A 17,694-nucleotide genomic window follows, 5' to 3' on the forward strand; every position below is an offset into this window, starting at 1 on the left:
AAACTCCTATATTAATTCCTAAAATTGCAAATCTATAAAATCACGAATCTTCACAATCCAAGCGCTTGTAACGCATCTCGAACGTTGCGCACTTCAACAATCTGCAATCCTGGAATATTAATCTTTTTTCGAAGCGGGCACACAACAGCGCGCTTATATCCTATTCGCGCAGCCTCACGCAATCGCGGCTCTATTCTTGGCACTGGGCGAACTTGACCAGTTAAGCTCATCTCACCAATTGCGCAAGTTTGAGGAGTTACTGCTTTCCCGGCGGCAGCGCTAGTTAAAGCTGCTACAATTGCCAAGTCGCAAGATGGCTCTTTTGCCAACGCTCCTGCAATAGTAGATACGTACAAATCTTTTGCAAGTAAATTAACGTGTCCGTGACGATACAAAACTGCTGTAAGCATTGCAAGACGGTTAGAATCAACACCTGAAACTGCACGGCGAGGAGTGGGCAGAGCTGATTGCGTTACAAGTGATTGTATTTCAATCGGCAGGCTTCTGTGTCCTTCAAGCGTAAAAGTGACGCAAGTTCCGTCGTTTGTGCCATCTTGCGCATTTTTACCTTGATTATCGTTTTCTGTAGAAGACAAAAACAGTCCGGAAGGATCCGGCACTTCCTCAATTCCTTCACCGCTCATATCGAAGCAGCCAACTTCGTCTGTAGGTCCAAAGCGATTCTTTACAGCTCTTAGCATGCGTAACGCTGTTTGTGTATCGCCCTCAAATTGACATACTGTGTCGACTAAATGCTCAAGCGTACGCGGTCCTGCTATTGAACCATCTTTTGTAACGTGCCCAACTAAAAGTATCGGAATATTGTTAGTTTTAGCAACGTCTATAAGTGCGCTCGCAACTTCTCTAACTTGTGTAGAACCGCCTGTAATGCCATCTACTTCTTGTGCGGAAATCGTTTGCGCAGAATCGACAATAGCAAGCGTAGGATGATGCGTTTCAATAAGATCTAGTACAGTGTCAAGATCGCCTGTTGTTGCAAGTAATAAATAATCGTTTACAGCGTTAATTCTAGACGCGCGCAATTTAACTTGCGCTGCTGATTCCTCGCCGGAAATATACAATACAGGGGGAGTGTTGCTTTCTTTTGATTGTTTAGATACGTAAGCTGCTGTTTTTAGAAGTAGTGTTGATTTTCCGATACCTGGCTCTCCAGCTACAAGAGTTACGGAGCCTGGCACAAGTCCTCCGCCTAATACGCGATCGAATTCGCTAAAACCAGTGTGGATGCGCATTGCGTCGTCTGCTTGAATTTCGCTAATTGGTTGCGCGGACGTTGTTGAATCGAGAGTTGAATGCGCGATATTGCGATTGGAAGTAGTTATGCTATCTGGTGAATAGGTGCGCGATGCTGTTGTGTGCATTGCTGTTGCTCGCGATGCACGTGTTGTACGAGATAATCCGCTAACTCGCGCTTCTCTAAACTCGTTCACTGTGCCCCATTCGCCACATTCAGGGCAGCGACCGTACCATTTTGAGCCGCTCCAGCCGCATTCGGAGCATAAATAGTGAAGAGTAGATTTACTAGCCATATCTCGACGCTATACGCTTTATTAGACAATCATATTTTGTATTTGTTTTTGATTGTAAAGCGTTTTTGCGTGCTAAAAGCGTCATCGCGATGTGACATAATGCAAGTATGTCGAAATCGAATGCTTCAAGTATGAATGCTTCAAAGATGGGTGCGTTGAATATGAATTCCTCAAGTGTCAATAATTCATCACACAGCAAGTTATTAGTTGTGTTGACTTCAGCTGCAGTAATTGTGGTTTTGGCTTTAATTTCAGCGTTTATGTGGCCAGGTTGGGCATTGAATCACGAAAATGTTGCGAGCAAAAATCATATGGTAATGCCTAAAACGCCTTCTATACCATCGAAACCTTTGCCAGCATCTTCTACGGCATTGCTTAAGGCTATGCCAGATAGCGTACTTGATTTCGCTCGTGTTGACGCTATACCTAGTGCAAATTGGACTGAATCGTCGCCTTTGGAAGAGTATTCTGTTAAGTACTCAACTGGTCAGCCAGATGGGGAAGTGTCTGTAACTGTTGCTCAATGGTCGAATCGCGATTCTGCGAACAAGCAGTATGAAGCGTTAGTTGATGGACTTAAGGGTTCTGATATTACAAGTGGAAAAATTCAAGTTTCTGGTAAGACTTCCGGTAGCTATGTGTTGCGAAATGATGAAAATGATAAATCGCAAGCTAGTGCATTGTGGCAGAACGATACTGCTGTTTTTGAAGTGAAAGGCGCAAAGCAAGCAGTAGAGCGTTTTTATCACAAATTCCCAATGTAAATTGTTGTAAAAAATGATGTTCTTTGTAATATCACTCCACAAAGTCGTTCAAACGGTGTAACATTAGGCAAGTTGCACACTTTACATAGGAATGGAGGCTTCAGATGGGTTCTGTCATCAAGAAGCGCCGCAAGCGGATGAGCAAGAAGAAGCACCGCAAACTGCTGCGTAAGACTCGTCACCAGCGCAAGTAATTTTCTTGCTATGCGTTGATGCGTGTCTGAACGTTTAGGCACGTAAGACTTTTTTAAAGCGTCGGTTTTTCCGGCGCTTTTTTGTTTTCGCTTTAATGCGCTCCATAAGTAAACAAAATCAAGTAGCCATTCTTGGTTTTGTTTACTTAGGTACCCAGTAAGTAAACAAATTCGGGGGAGTGTTCTTGGTTTTGTGTACTGACACGCTACTTAAGTACACAAAGTCGTGGAAGGGTTCTTGGTTTTGTTTACTTAGGTACCAGATAAGTACACAAAGTTGGGGGAGTGTTCTTGGTTTTGTTTACTTAGGTACCTGATATGTACCCCTTTTTCTGGACACTCCGTGCAGTAATAAAAAAATAGAGCCCGCGTTTGCGGACTCTACTTTCGTTTTATTTAGTTGCGCTTAGTTTCGTTACTTATTTGGGTTTGTAAGCGTGCGAGGACCGTTTGGATCGCCGACGATCACAGTGTCAACCATGTTCAAGAACAAGCCGTGTTCCACAACGCCAACAGTCTCAATCAAATCCTTCGCCAACTCCTGCGGATGCTCAATGCGTTCCATGTGCAAATCAACCACGAAGTTGTTCTCGTCGGTGCGCACTTCCTTGCCGTCCGCATCAAGACGCAAAACTGGCTTATATCCGCGCTTTTCGAACTTACGAATCACCTGCGCGGAGCCGAATGGAATAACCTCAACAGGAAGTGGGAACTTGCCAATCGTGTCGACTACCTTGCTTGCGTCAACAATCCACACAATGCGGTCTGAATTAATAGCCACAATCTTTTCCCAAAGAAGAGCTGCGCCGCCGCCTTTAATACCGTTGAAATTCTTGTCAACTTCGTCAGAACCATCGATTGTAACGTCAATGTGATCCACTTCGTTAATGTCGAGAATCTTAATGCCGTAGCCTTCTGCTTGCTCTTGCGTGCGACGAGAAGTGGTGACTCCTGTGAAGCTCAAGCCTTCTTCCTTAACTCTGCGGCCAAGTTCGTCAACCAAGAAGCGCACTGTAGAGCCGGTGCCAAGACCAACCATCATTCCATTCTTTACAATCTTCGCGGCTTCAATGCCTGCTGCCTTTTTAAGCGCATCTTGTTGTGCTTTATCCATTATTCCTGCTTTCTTGTTTTTGTTATTCCCGAGTTCGCCGATGAACTTCCATCGCTATTTGCGGGAGAGGCTTTGTGCTTTTATGCGTGCCTCATTTTCGTACATTTCCATATTAGTCTGCGTGCAGATTTTTAGTATGCCTTTATCATTGATTTAGGTAGAAGGCGGTTGGAGATAAATGCAAGGTGCCGTCTGGCTCGACGTATCCGCTTACGTTGATTGTGCCGGAAATAAAACGCGCTTCGCCGTTAAAACTTGGGCTTGTGTTTGGTGGAGGAGTAAACTGCAGCACGCCAGAAACGCTTAATCCTTGAACTGCTTTAGATGCAGTTTGCGTAACATTTTGCTTTGTTTTTGGAACTTCTTGAACAATAGTTATAGCGTCTTGTTGGTGTAAATCTTGTTCATTTTCTATTGATAGTGCATCTTTTTCGCTATTTTCTAACGTTTCACGCTTTGTTTCACGCTTTGTTTCACGCTCTTGTTCGCGCGCTGTTTCACATTCTGCTTCTTGCGTTTGTTCGCGCGCTGACTCATTCGTAGATTCAGTTAAATCACTATCGTTTTTACTATTTTGTGCAGAAAAATCAGGATTAATATCTTCGCCAACTGTGCGTTCAAGATGATATTCTGCATTGGAAATTTTGCCATCTAAAAGCATTTTCGCATCACTTGGCACATTCGTACCTTTTGCATATTCAGAAGCAAGAAGCGACTTCCAGCCTTCTAAAGGCAAGTATCCATCCTTCAAACCATTTCGGCAATCTTCCGCATATCCGCGTGCTAATGTATCAACTTTTTCGTTTCCTGCGTTTCCTGCGTGTCCCTTAACCCACACGAATTTTACGGCACCTTCGCGCTTAGTAATTTCCGCGTCGATTGCGCGAATCAGCTCAGAGTTTTTAACAGGCTCGTTTTTAGAGTTTTTCCAACCGTTCTTTTTCCATCCGTGAATCCACGTAGTTGCGCAGTTTATAGCGTATTGTGAATCACTTTCGATTGTGAGCGGCTCGCTTCCAGGATGTGCTCGTAAAGCTTCCAAAACAGCGCATAATTCGCCAATTTGATTTGTGCCATTAGTTGCGCCGCCAGCATCTGCATTGCCTGTGTGATGGTGTTCGTTAGAGCTACCAGACTCGTCAATGTGGTCTGCCCACGCCCAACCCATTGAACCGTTTGGGTTTCCGAGCGCGGAACCGTCTGTAGAAACAACAATCATGACAAAACCTTTCAAAAATGCGCCGGCTGCAGATTGCAACCAGCGCAATTAGTAGATTCTTTATTTACGCAAGATTATTACGTTACGCTAAAGCCTTGTCGACTACAGCAGTAGCTTCCTCAAGCACCTTGTCAAGTGCTTCTGGAGAAACGAAGGATTCTGCGTAAACCTTGTAAATATTCTCGGTACCAGATGGGCGAGCAGCGAACCAGTTGTTCTTAGTTGTCACCTTCAAGCCGCCAATCTTTGCGCCGTTTCCAGGAGCTTCCGTAAGCTTTGCGGTAATATCTTCGCCAGCAAGCTTGGTTGCTTCAACGTCGTCACCGCTCAAAGCTGCGAACTTCTGCTTTTGCTCAAGCGTGGTTGGGGTATCGACGCGCTTATACCAGCTTTCGCCAAAGCGAGCAACCTGATCCTGGTGAAGCTGAGCTGGGTTCTTGCCAGTCTTTGCAGTAATTTCCGCAGCGAGCAAATCAGGAATCAAACCATCCTTATCGGTGGTCCACACGCGGCCATCCTTGCGCAAGAAGCTCATGCCGGAGCTTTCCTCGCCGCCGAAAGCAACTTCGCCGCTAAAGAGTGGGTCAACGAACCACTTGAAGCCAACAGGAACTTCCACAAGCTTTGCGTTAATAGAAGCAGCCACGCGGTCGATCAAGGAAGAAGACACAAGCGTCTTGCCGATAGCAGTATTCTTTGGCCAATCCGGGCGAGCGCCGCCGAACAAATACTCCACGCACACTGCAATGTAGTGGTTCGGGTTCATAACGCCCCAGTTCGGGCACACAATACCGTGGCGGTCAGCATCTGGATCGGTGCCGCCAACCAAATCGTACTTATCCCAAGCGCCAGCGTTAAGCTGATCAACTAAGCCCTTCATTGCGTAAGGGGAGCTTGGATCCATACGAATCTTGCCATCGTGATCAATAGTCATGAATCGCCAAGTTGGGTCAACTTCTGGACGCACAACGCCGATGTTCAAGCCATACTTTTCGTTCATAAGTGGCCAGTAGTTTACGCTTGCGCCGCCGAGTGGGTCAATTCCCAAACGCACGCCGCTGGAGCGAATCACATCGAAGTCAATTACATTAGCCAAATCGCTAACGTAGTGTTCGCGGTAATCGAAGCCTTCAACCAAGTCAGACTTGATTGCTTCCTCGAAAGGTACGCGCTTTACGGACTTGTAATTGTCGAGCAATTCGTTTGCACGAGCTGCAATTGCGTTAGTTACATCTGCAGGTGCAGGGCCGCCTGTTACAGGATCGTACTTAAAACCACCGTCGGTTGGTGGGTTGTGCGAAGGAGTGACGACAATGCCGTCAGCCAAGCCGTCGCCGCTAAAACGCTGAGTGCCGTCGGCTGCGCGATTATGCGTCAAAATAGCTTGAGAAACAACAGGAGTTGGCACGAAGTCGCCGCGAGAATCCACGCGAACGTGAACTCCGTTAGCAACCAAAACCTCAATAGCGGTTTTTTGAGCAGGCTCAGAAAGAGCGTGCGTATCGCGACCAATATAAAGAGGACCAGTTACGCCAGCTTTTTTGCGATATTCAGCAATAGCTTGCGTAATTGCCACAATATGAGCTTCGTTAAACGAAGTTTTCAAAGCAGAACCACGGTGACCGGACGTGCCGAAAATCACGCGCTGTTCTGGAATGTTGGAATTTGGAACTTCATCATAGTAAGCGCCAACCAAAGCGTCGACGTCGACTAGATCTTCTGGGGTGGCGGGCATTCCCGCATTTTTTGCTACCATAATTTTTTATTTTGCCACGGTGCTTGTATTTTATATTATTTGCTCACAGCAACGCTGGTTTTTACGCTTGCTGGCACTCTTACGCACAATGCTTGCTTGTCAACAGTGAAGCGCAAATGTTTCGTATAGCCCAAAATGTCGCCATCTACTTGCACTGGAGCAGATTTTTCTAATAGCACTTCTGCGCTAAAACCTTGCGTTTGGTCAATTCTTGAGCCTGCAGAAAGCGAATCCTGCTGTAGCGCGCGCCCGGTTAGCGTTTGATGTATTACTCCTCGGAACAAATTAGCCCAACCAATTAAACCGCCCGAAGTGTCAATAATCTCAAAATCAAGCACGCCATCGTCGTACGCTGCTTCTGGCATAAGCGAAAACATAGGAATCTGACCGCAATTTCCAGCCATAAGTGTGCGGAAAGACAATCCTTTTAGCACGCTTTCGTCGCCATTCGTACGCTGTAAGGTGACGGTTGCGCGATATTTTGGCATAAACAAATGCTTTACGCCAGAAACAAAATAAGCAAGCCAACTAATATTCTTTTTTAAGTTTGGATCAGTGTCGTCAATCATTAACGCGTCAAAACCAATGCCTGCAATAATTAAGAATGCGTGTCCATGATCTTCTTCTGTATTGTCGAGAATCGTTACGCGCCCAACGTCAACCTGCCTAGAGCCGTGAGAAGTTGCAACACGCAACGCAGCATCCACGTCGTTTACTGGAATTCCCATATTTCTAGCAAAAAGATTGCCAGTTCCAATAGGAATAATTCCCATCGCATGACCTTTACCGCTTACTGCGCTCGCAACAGTACGAACTGTGCCATCTCCGCCTACTGCTACTACTACGTTAGCTCCGTTTGAAAGCGCTTCTAAAGCGCATTCGCGCCCATCTTTATCTAATTGCGTATCAATAATTTCGTAGGTTAAATTGCGTTCTTTGCAATAATTTTTAATACTTTCGCGATACGATTCCGCTTGCGGTTTTGAAGGATTAAGTATGAATGCGTAATGCACTGAGTCGCCGTGTCGTTTAGCAAGTTTTTCTGCCAAATGATGACGTTTTAAAGCGCGCGAAACAATCATGATGACGAATGGCGCGAGTACAAGCGCGAATACAACCATCATAAGAGCAATAGTCGCTTGAATAGGCATAGTTGGCATACCTCCTATTCTTGCACATTATTTTTTCTACAATACTAAATTTTTCGGCATATTGCGAATATTTACGTTTTTTACACATTTGTATATTATTTATTGTTTTTTATAAATATTGTTTTGATTGCTTTCGCGCATTTTTCGTGCGCATTTTATAGCCATTTATATATCCGGTTATTTAGCCATTTATGCTCCTATGCATCGCTAATACTAATTTCGTGCGTCGCTAGTGATAAACTATTCAAACGTGTCTGTCGCATACAATTATTGAGCAGAGGTTTTGAATATGGCTGAATTACAGCAAAATTTTGAGGGAGATGAATCCTTCAATATTACATCTAGTAATATGCCTGATGATGCTAGTGACGATACTGTTGCTTTTATGCAGGTTCCTCAAAGTCATGCAGAAGATCAAATGGTTGATGATTCTGATAATTCTGTTAATTATGAGGGAACTCTTGCCGATAATTTAGGCGAAGTCGCAGATGAAGAAGACACTTCTGGAGATATTGTTGACGATATTGTTGACGATATTGCTGGAAACAAGAAGAACATGTTTGGCAATAAAAATGCATATGGCGTGTATGAAAATGCAACTCCTGCCGACTCAACTGCAACCGATTCATTTAGAGTAGTGGAGCCGAAAGCAAAGAAGCATCGTGCGAACCGTTCCGCATTGGCGTTAATGTATTCGCTTCTTATTTTTGTTATTTTGTTAGCTGCAGCATTTTTTGCACTTCATTTGTATTTCAACAACCGAGTTGCTCCAGGTATTGATTTTGGTGATGCTTCTATTACGCGTAATCTCACTGGATATCAGGAAGATGCTGTAAGCAAGACTGTTCAGAATGCTATAGATAATAGCAAATTAGAAATTAGTGACGATCAAGGCAATAGTATTGATGCAGATTTGAGTCAGCTTGGTGTCAAGATTGATAAGAACGCAACTGTAAAAGCTATTATGAATGCTAAGCGAGATAATTTATTTACTCGCATTATGCCTTGGGTTCGTCAAACTGTGAGCTTGAAGGCTGTGCGAGATGATTCCGCTTTGGATTCGTACTTATTGCATAAGTTTATTCGTGAAAGTGATCGCGCTGTACCTTATAGCGCAGTTTTCGACAAGGATTCTGGATCTTTCAAAGTAGAAGATGGCGTACCTGGTCGCACTATAGAAACTATGTCTGTTCGCGAAGCAGTAAAAAAGTTAATTGCTCACCCTGGTAAAACAGTAAAAGTTTCTGTTACATCTCGACGTACTGACGCTCCTATTAAGCTTGATGCAGCGCAAAAATTTGTAAACGATTTAAATAAACTTCTTGAGAAAAAAGTCACGTTTAATAACGGCGATGGCAAAGATTTTACTGTTCCAAAAGAAGCGATTGCGTCTTGGATTAGCGTAAACGCAGATACGACTCGCCGTAAGCTTTCTTACACAATTGATGCAGATAAAGCAGATTATTATTTGTCTCAAGTTCTTCCAAAAGAGCTTAATCAGCAAAAAATTAATCAGGAAGATGCAATCGATAAAGAAGGTAAGTTTATTTTCACAACGCTTAAAGGTTCTAACGGTGTTGAAATTAACTATTCCAATAATGTTGCGAAAAAGGCTGTAGAATCTTTGCGAAATGGCAATGATTTCAAGATGGCTGTTCCTGCAAAAGTCACTAAGTTTACAGTTGAAAAGAAGCTTGTTGAAATGCGCATTGTTGTTGACAAAACAACTCAAATGGCTTCTGTATATAGGAATGATGAACTTGTAAAAACATTCCCTGTTTGCACAGGTAAGCGCGGTGCTGATGATTCAGCTTCTGGCACATTCTTTATTTACTTGCGTTATGCTTCACAAGATATGCGCGGTAGGAACGGCGATGGCTCTCCTTACTTCTCTCCTGGAGTGCGTTGGGTTAGCTATTACCATGGTGGAGAAGGCTTCCACACTGCTTCTTGGAATTATAAGGGTATTGCAACTGGCGATGCTGCAAATCACGGCTCTCATGGTTGCATAAACATGTATGAGCAGGATGCTCACTGGATTTTTGACAATTGCCCACGTGGCACTATTGTGCAAATTGTTGGCACGACTCCGGATGGTCCGGTGCGCGAATGAGCGAATCTGTGGGTAACTCACTTAACAAAGATGAACGCGCTGAAGAACTTTCACTTTCTGCGCGTTCTAATCTTGAGTGTGTGCAAAGCCCACAATCTGTTCCGAAATTAGCTGCGTCTAGACGAATTAGCAGCGCGCCAATTCCTGTGCATGTTACTGCGACATTGTTTGACGCTCCTTCTAAAGCTGAGCGTATTGACAATAAGCCATTGCTTGTGCGTTTTGGTCGCAGGATTGTTACGTCTATTTTCGGCACGTGGATGCGTCTTGCTGGTCGTGTTGCTCGTCGTTTTGGCTGGTTTCCAAGTGTTGAGCCATATATTGGGTATGGAACGCATAGATATGCTCGATTGATTTGCAGGACTGTGTATGCTCCAAAGCTTGGTCATCATTCTGCTCTAAAACGCGGAATTTACGCTATGCTTGTTGTTCCTGCTGTGCGCGTGCGCGTTGCTTTGTCTATTGACGGTATTCCTGTAGAAACGGCTCAAATTGGCGATTCTGAAATATACGATAAGCCTGAAGGTTCGCGCGATGGCAGTGCAGAGTATTGTATTTCTGACCGTGCAGGATATTTAGATTTAATTACCGAGCGCGCTTTAGAGCCTGGTCGCCACGTTGTTTCGTATTCTGTTAGTGACCGTGAGCCTGTAAAAGCGAGTTTGTTTGCTATTGACGCAAATGTTCCTATTGGTGTTATTTCGGATGTTGACGACACTATTATGGTTACTCAAGCGCCTTCGCCAATTCGCGCTGCTTATAATTTGCTTATTATGAATCCTGCTCATCGTTCGCCAGTTGCTGGAATGTCTGAGTTTTTCCAGTCTTTAGAGCGTTTACGTGACGATATTCCATTTTTCTATCTTTCTACTTCTCCGTGGAATGTTGAGGCTTCAATTCGTCACTTTATTGATCGCGAAAAGTTTCCTGAGGGTCCTCTCTTGCTCCGCGATTTGGATCCGCGCCCTAAAACTTTTATTCCAAACGGACCGCAACATAAATTAGAATTTGCAACTCAGCTTATGGATGATTTTCCTGGTATGCGTTTTGTGCTTATTGGCGACGATGGTCAAAAGGATCCTTTAACGTATGCGAATATTATTCGTAAGCATCCAGGTCGCGTGCTTGCAGTAGGTATTAGGCAATTGCGCAAGAGTGCTACTGTTGAGGATTTCTGTCGTAAATTATCTCGTGATTTTGCTGTTGCTTTAAGTGCGTCTAAGCGCGCGTATATTTTTTCGGATGCTTTTGATAGTGCGTGCAAAGATGCGCAAGAAATTCCTACTATGGCGATCGAAAAATTAAATAATGCTAGCGAGTTTTCTGGTGATATTGATGACTTGGATGGTTTGCATGGTTTTGATGATTTGGATGATACTCAAATGCGCATAATTGAAGCAGAAGGTGCTGCTGGTACTTTGCAAGGCGTGCCATTTTTTGCAGCTCCGCAAGGCAAAGATTTAGCTAAAGTAATGCTTCCGTTTATAGAGGAAGCGATTGCGAAATAGCATAAGATAATTGCAAAATAATTTTGTAATATTAAAGAATTGCAGAAAATATTTCGTTACTAATATATAAAAGCTGAAGAAAATAGTTAATGAAATACTTAATGAAATACGTAATGAAAATAAAAGAGGTGTAGCTATGAATAATCAAGATTTCGCAAAGCCAAAAGCAGCAGAACGCATACCGTCGGCACGTGAATTTCATGGCGACACTTATATAGACGAATATGCTTGGATGAAAGATCGCAATAATCCTAAGCTTATGGAATACGTCAATAGTCAAAACGCTTATACTGAACAGCGTGTAAAGCACTTAGAAAACTTGCGTTCTACATTATTTGACGAGTTGCGCTCAAGAGTTAAAGAAACAGACATGTCTGTTCCTGTGCGCATGAATAATTACTGGTATTACGTGCGCACTGAAAAAGGCAAACAATACGCTGTGCAATGCCGTATGAAAGTCGAAAATAGTGACGATTGGAATCCGCCAACTATCGACAATTCTGCAAAACCTGGCACAACTGATGGTGAAGAAATTTTATTTGATGCAAACCTTGAATCTGAGCGCTCTGGTGGCAAATTCTTTAAAGTCGGTGGAATGGATTTGAGCACCGACGGTTTGCGAATGCTGTACGGTGTCGACACTCAAGGCGATGAACGCTTTAACTATTTTATTCGTGACTTTTCTACAAAAACATGTTCTTGGTCGCAGTTGGATGAATCGTGGGAAAATCTTGCTTCTGCTTCACTTTCTCCAGATGGAAAATGGGTGTTTTATGTAAAGCTTGATGACGCTTGGCGTCCTTATCAAGTTTGGAGGCATAAGGTCGGCACTAAAGTTTCCAGCGATGTAAAAGTTTTTGAAGAAACTGACGAGCGATTTTTTGTTGACGTGTATGAAAGTTTTGACGAACGATACATGATGATCAGCAGTAGTTCAAAGACTACGTCGCGCGTGCTTATGCTTCCTTTGAGCAATCCTGAAGGCGAATTCCGCATGGTTATTGAGCCGGTTGAGGGAGTGGAATACGATATTTCTTTCGCTTGCTTTGAGAATGCTGGCGAAAATGGTGAAGATATTCCGATTGCGATTGTGTGTCATAACGCTAAAAATCCTAATTTTGAAATTGACATTATTGATATGAGAGGAAATTCCGGCAAGTTTGATGAGCATGTAACGTACAAGCTTTCGGATGGAGTATGTATTGCTTCGGGTTCTCCTTATGGTTGCGAGCAGGGAGATGCTTGGCAAAAAGGTGCCGGAAGTGAGCCTATTACAAAGCCTTATAATTCGCCTCAAAATCCTGAAATATTGCAAAATGCAGTTGGATTGAGCATAAGCGGATTGTCAATGTACAAAAATTATGTGGCACTAGCTTACCGTTCTCAAGGTTTGCCGCATTTGGCTGTAATGAGCAAAAAGCGTGCTGTTGAAGATTTTTTGCAAGCAAAACCGTGGCGTTTTTGCGAAGTGCGACCGCTTTCTTCTAAGCTTGCAAATCAATTTACGGATCGACTTGCGGATCAACTTTCTTCTCAACTCACGGATCAACTTGCGGATCAACTTACGAATCAAGCGCAAGCCGAATCACGCGCTGCGCTCGCAAATATTTCACAAGAAGAAATCAACAATAATCGCTTATTTAGTATTTCTATGACTGGAAATCCTTCGTACGAAGCTCCGCATATGCGTTACGCTTTTGGCAGTTACGCAACTTTAGGTCAACTTCGCGAGTTGGATCCTTTAACAGGCGAAGATGTGTTGCTAAAGCAAGGTAAAATTTTAGGCGAATTTAATGAGCACAATTATGCTGAAAAGCGCGTTTGGATTACTGCTCGAGATGGTGAGCGTGTGCCAGTGTCTCTTGTGTGGCGTCCGGATAAAATTTCCAAAACTGACTCAATGTTTGTTACTGGTTATGGCGCGTATGAAATTAGTTCAGACCCTACTTTTTCTGTCGGTCGCTTGAGTTTGCTGGATCGCGGCGTGTTGTATGCGCAAGTGCATGTGCGAGGCGGCGGAGAAATGGGCCGCGCGTGGTATGAGCAGGGTAGACGCGTTAATAAAAAGCATACTTTTGAAGATTTTGTTGATGCCACGCGTGCTTTGCAAAATGCTGGTTTTGCTTCCGCTTGCCATACTGTTGCAAACGGTGGTTCAGCAGGAGGCTTGCTTATGGGTGCTATAGCAAATATGGCTCCGGAATGTTATGCAGGAATTGAAGCAGACGTGCCTTTTGTAGATGCTCTTACGTCTATGCTCGACTCTTCTTTGCCGCTTACTGTAACAGAGTGGGATGAGTGGGGCAATCCGCTCGATGATCCTGAAGCTTACGCTTATATGAAATCGTATACTCCTTACGAAAATGTGCCTTGCGCAAAAACGGAAGAGGGTCGCAAAAAGTTAGCTGATTTTCCGAAAATCTTAATCACGTCCTCTATTCACGACACGCGCGTGCTTGTTACGGAACCTTTGAAATGGCTAGCTAAATTGCAAGCTTCTGGTGTTGACGCAATTGCTCGTATTGAAACTGACGGCGGTCACGGTGGCACTTCTGGCAGGTACAGGCAATGGCAGGAGTTAGCTTATGAAAACGCGTGGTGCTTGCATGTTATGGGAGTAAATAGTTAGTCGGAAGCGGCAGAAACTTTACGCGACTGTAAAGTTTTGGTCGTTTGCGCGCCTTAATCCGGCAGAAACTTTACAGTCGTCGCAGTTTATGCCGCCTGTGCGTCTTAATTCGGCAGAAACTTTACAGTCGTGCGCAGTTTATGCCGCCTGTGCGTCTTAATTCGGCAGAAACTTTACAGTCGTGCGCAGTTTATGCCGCCTGTGCGTCTTAATTCGGCAGAAACTTTACGCTCGTGTAAAGTTTTGGTCGTATTCCGCTTTAAAAGCGGCAGAAATTTTACGCGACTGTAAAGTAAATGTCGTTTCCTCGCCTTTCGTGATATCATAGGTCAAGTGATGTGCGTTTTTCGTATGCGTCTTTCACTTGCGTCTTTCACTTGCGTTTTTCGCTTGCGTTTGCGCTCATCCACATACAGGTAGTTCAATGGAGATATCTACTTATTGCTTAATGAAGGGGTAGAGCAGCAATGACAACACTCAGCGTTGACAGCGATGAATTTTCACTGCAACATACCGCATTGTTTAAGCAAGTTCCAGCTGATCAAGTAAAAGAATTGATGCAGTATTTGCAAGAATCGACATTTAAAAAAGGTTCGGCAATTTTTAATGAAGGCGATACTGACCATCGAATGTACTTGCTTGAGCGTGGAAGAGTTAAATTAGTTCGTCATTCAAACGACAATCGTGTGCAATTGCTAAGTATTCACACTCCTGGCGAAATTCTAGGCGAAATTCCAGTTTTTGATCCTAGCGGCGGTCCTCGTACAGCTTCAGCAATATCTATTACGAACAACACTAGAGTTTTATGGCTAGAAAATGACGTGTTATTCAATTGGCTAAACAATCACCCTAGCGTTGCGGTAGATATGCTTCAAGTGCTTGCAGCGCGCATGAGAGCAAATAATGAGCGAATTTCCGACTTAGTTTTTATGGATGTTCCTGCTCGTTTAGCAAAGACTTTGCTGAATTTAGCTTCGAGATTTGGCGAGCCTATGAGCGACGGCTTGCTTGTGCCGCATGATTTGACGCAAGAAGAGCTTGCACAACTTGTTGGCTCTTCGCGCGAAACAGTTAACAAAGCACTTATGGATTTTGCAAACAGAGGCTGGATTATGCGCCAAGGCAGGTCAATTATTATTTATAAGCCTGGCATGCTTATCCGTCGAGCTGAGCGTTAAAGCGCGAATGTTTATGATCTCGGTTTCCAAGTAGAGGCAAACCTTTAGAATAGTACGCATGCCGAAAAAGAATTCACTGACTGTTCGCCGTGTGCTAGCGCTGTTCCTTACCTACATCACTTTGTGTGTTGCAGGAGGTGTTGCAACAAGTATTATGTTTGTTCCTGGCGTAATGAGCGTGAATAGCATAGTGAAAACAGTAGTGCCTTCACTTCGCGTTGACGGCATCGATTTTGACGTAACTGCTTTGCCGCAAAAATCGCGACTTTACGCTTCTGATGGCAAAACTATTATTGCAACTTTTTATGCTCAAAACCGCACTGTAGTGCCGCTTAGACGCATATCGCAATATATGCAGCGAGCAATGGTTGCTCGTGAAGACCGTCGATTCTTTGAGCATTCCGGCGTAGATATGCAAGGTGTTATTCGCGCATTCGTGCAAACATTCGTTAAAAAGGGAGATATGCAAGGTGGCTCTTCCTTAACTCAGCAATATGTAAAAAATGTGCTTATGATTAAAGCTCACGAAAATAACGATCCTTTAGCTGAGTACCACGCTTCTGAAGGCACTATTGCTCGTAAATTGCGCGAAATGCTTATTGCAATTCAAATGGAGAAAAAATACTCCAAACTTGAGATTTTGCAGGGATATTTAAATATTGCGCAGTTCGGTAGCAATAATATTTACGGCGTAGAAACTGCAGCTCACCGCTACTTCAATACGAGCGCTGCAAAACTTAATCTTGTGCAATCGGCAACTATTGCTGCAATTACAAAGAATCCTTCGCATTACGATCCTTCTATTGAAGAAAATCAGCCTGAAGCGCAAAAGCAGCGCAATATTGTTCTTGATTTAATGCTTCGCCAAGGTTTTATTACTAAGAGCGAGCATGATTCCGCTGCTGCTATTCCTCTTAAAAGCACTCTTAATATACAGAGGGAAGTTTCTAAGATTGGATGTCAAGCTGCAGGCGATGCAGCATTCTTCTGCGATTACGTGACGAAGAAAATTTTGCACTCTCGCGAGTTTGGTAAAACTGCTGCCATGCGCGAAAAGTTGCTTACTGAGGGTGGTCTTGATATTTACACAACTATGGATTTGCGTGCTAGCAAGGCTGCTATGAAAGCTGCTAGGGATACGATTCCTGTAAACGATAAGAGCGGTTTTGAAGTTTCAATTGCGGCAATTAAGCCTGGAACTGGTGAAGTTTTGGCGTTTGGTAGCAATCGTATTTATGATGCTACGGATGCTGCAAAATCAGATCCTACGCATACGGCTTTGAACTATGCTGTAGATGAGCGCGATGGTGGCGGTCTTGGTTGGCAGATTGGTTCTACGTGGAAGCCAATTAATATGGTTGCGTGGATGCTTGCTGGAAAGTCAATTAATCAGCCTCTTCGCACTTCTATGCTTTATAACAATGCTGATTTTAATTGCAGCAAATTCCGCGGAGTTGGTAGTTGGTCGGTTCAAAACTCCGGCGGTGGCACTGTTAACCCAGAAACGCCTTTGCAAGGTCTTGTTCGTTCTCACAATACTACGCAGGCGTCTATGGCTCAGCAAATTAAGCTGTGTTCTATTGCAGACGCGGCTAAAATTCTTGGATACCATAATTCGCCTCTTGGTCAGGAAAGTGTGTATTCTGCTAATTCTTTGAACCCGCCAATGACCATTGGTTCTGTGCAGGCTTCTCCTTTAACTGTTGCTAATGTGTATGCAACTTTGGGTGCAGATGGTGTTGCTTGCGATCCTATTGCTATTAAGCGAGTTATTGATAAGAACGGCAAGCGTTTAAGAGTTCCTAGTGCGCATTGCCATCAGGCTATTCCAAAGGGTATTGCACAAACTGCTGCATACGCACTTAATCAGGGTGTTGTTCAACCTGGTGGTGAGGCTTCAACAACTCAGCTTGACGGCGGACGTAAAACCTTCGCAAAAACTGGTACTAACGAACAGTACTACATGACCACAGCAGGATTTGTGCCGTATCAGGTGGCTTCGTTTGTGGCCGTCGGCAATACCGAATCGCAAAAGAGCTTCAACGGCATGACTATTAACGGCCGCACAATGGCAGGTTGGTATGGTATGTATATTGCAACGCCTGCGTGGAAGCAGTTTATGAACGACTATTTGAAGGCTGCCAACATTCCTGTTGACAACGATTATGGCAAGCCTGATCCAAAGTACACTGCCGGCGGAACGCTGCCTGGTATGCCTAAAACTACTGTTAAAACTGATCAGCAGAAGCGAGATGAAGACGCTAGAAAGCAGGCAGCGCAAGAACAGCAGGAAGAAGCTAAGAAGCAAAAGAACACGCAAGATCAGTACGGCACTGCTCGTCGCGACGACTATAACAATTCGGAAGGCGATAATTACTAAACGGCATTTGTTAAACTGCATTTGACAAACGGCATTTGTCAACTCGTAATTGCTAGTTAACTTGCTAAATACTGAGTTGTCTTATGCTGTTCCTACAAATAGACCCTTACTTATGCTACTTGATTGTGAGCAAAGTAA

Annotated in this window: 12 protein-coding genes; 7 read left to right on the top strand and 5 right to left on the bottom strand. The window is 43.9% G+C overall.

Going from position 1 to position 17,694, the window contains the following annotated elements; genetic code table 11:
* Positions 1-50: 50 nt before the first annotated feature.
* Positions 51-1,550 (bottom strand): DNA repair protein RadA, encoded by a 1,500-nt coding sequence (gene radA / locus ACJV2T_RS01280; RefSeq protein ID WP_419398908.1) that lies wholly within the window; start codon positions 1,548-1,550, stop codon positions 51-53.
* A gap of 107 nt (positions 1,551-1,657) precedes the next feature.
* Between radA and ACJV2T_RS01285 the strand changes: the two genes are divergently transcribed.
* Both ACJV2T_RS01285 and ACJV2T_RS01290 read left to right on the top strand, forming a co-directional pair.
* On the top strand, positions 1,658-2,314 hold the full coding sequence (locus tag ACJV2T_RS01285; protein WP_419398909.1) for a hypothetical protein: 657 nt from the start codon (positions 1,658-1,660) through the stop codon (positions 2,312-2,314).
* Positions 2,315-2,418: 104 nt separating this feature from the next.
* Positions 2,419-2,508 (top strand): 30S ribosomal protein bS22, encoded by a 90-nt coding sequence (locus tag ACJV2T_RS01290; protein ID WP_004268639.1) that lies wholly within the window; start codon positions 2,419-2,421, stop codon positions 2,506-2,508.
* A gap of 415 nt (positions 2,509-2,923) precedes the next feature.
* On the opposite strand, the gene rpiA is transcribed toward ACJV2T_RS01290, so the two are convergent.
* The 4 genes from rpiA to ACJV2T_RS01310 form a co-directional block, all read right to left on the bottom strand.
* The gene (rpiA, locus tag ACJV2T_RS01295; RefSeq protein WP_004105437.1) at positions 2,924-3,622 is read right to left on the bottom strand and encodes a ribose-5-phosphate isomerase RpiA; all 699 of its coding nucleotides are present in this window, start codon (positions 3,620-3,622) and stop codon (positions 2,924-2,926) included.
* A 145-nt stretch (positions 3,623-3,767) separates the two neighbouring features.
* Positions 3,768-4,889, bottom strand: coding sequence for a ribonuclease H family protein (locus ACJV2T_RS01300; RefSeq protein WP_419398910.1), 1,122 nt, complete (start codon positions 4,887-4,889; stop codon positions 3,768-3,770).
* 34 nt (positions 4,890-4,923) lie between these two features.
* Positions 4,924-6,597: a phosphoglucomutase (alpha-D-glucose-1,6-bisphosphate-dependent) gene (pgm, locus tag ACJV2T_RS01305; RefSeq protein WP_004134346.1), complete on the bottom strand. Its 1,674-nt coding sequence runs from the start codon at positions 6,595-6,597 to the stop codon at positions 4,924-4,926.
* A gap of 35 nt (positions 6,598-6,632) precedes the next feature.
* Entirely contained in the window at positions 6,633-7,757 is a 1,125-nt protein-coding gene (locus tag ACJV2T_RS01310; protein ID WP_419398911.1) for a diacylglycerol/lipid kinase family protein, read from the bottom strand.
* 280 nt (positions 7,758-8,037) lie between these two features.
* Here ACJV2T_RS01310 and ACJV2T_RS01315 point away from each other — a divergent pair, with 280 nt between their 5' ends.
* From ACJV2T_RS01315 to ACJV2T_RS01335, 5 genes are all read left to right on the top strand, one after another.
* Complete coding sequence (locus tag ACJV2T_RS01315; RefSeq protein WP_419398912.1) at positions 8,038-9,861, top strand: L,D-transpeptidase; 1,824 nt, start codon at positions 8,038-8,040, stop codon at positions 9,859-9,861.
* Positions 9,858-11,369, top strand: a complete 1,512-nt coding sequence (locus tag ACJV2T_RS01320; protein ID WP_419398913.1) for an App1 family protein — start codon at positions 9,858-9,860, stop codon at positions 11,367-11,369. Before ACJV2T_RS01315 ends, ACJV2T_RS01320 begins: the two co-directional genes overlap by 4 nt.
* 136 nt (positions 11,370-11,505) lie before the next feature.
* Entirely contained in the window at positions 11,506-13,998 is a 2,493-nt protein-coding gene (locus ACJV2T_RS01325; protein ID WP_419398914.1) for a S9 family peptidase, read from the top strand.
* 467 nt (positions 13,999-14,465) lie between these two features.
* Positions 14,466-15,176, top strand: a complete 711-nt coding sequence (locus ACJV2T_RS01330; RefSeq protein ID WP_415683309.1) for a Crp/Fnr family transcriptional regulator — start codon at positions 14,466-14,468, stop codon at positions 15,174-15,176.
* Between the two features lie 58 nt (positions 15,177-15,234).
* Entirely contained in the window at positions 15,235-17,556 is a 2,322-nt protein-coding gene (locus ACJV2T_RS01335) for a transglycosylase domain-containing protein (RefSeq protein WP_419398915.1), read from the top strand.
* Positions 17,557-17,694 lie beyond the last annotated feature (138 nt).

This window comes from Gardnerella phocaeensis (assembly GCF_048545075.1).
Lineage (GTDB): Bacteria > Actinomycetota > Actinomycetes > Actinomycetales > Bifidobacteriaceae > Bifidobacterium > Bifidobacterium vaginale_J.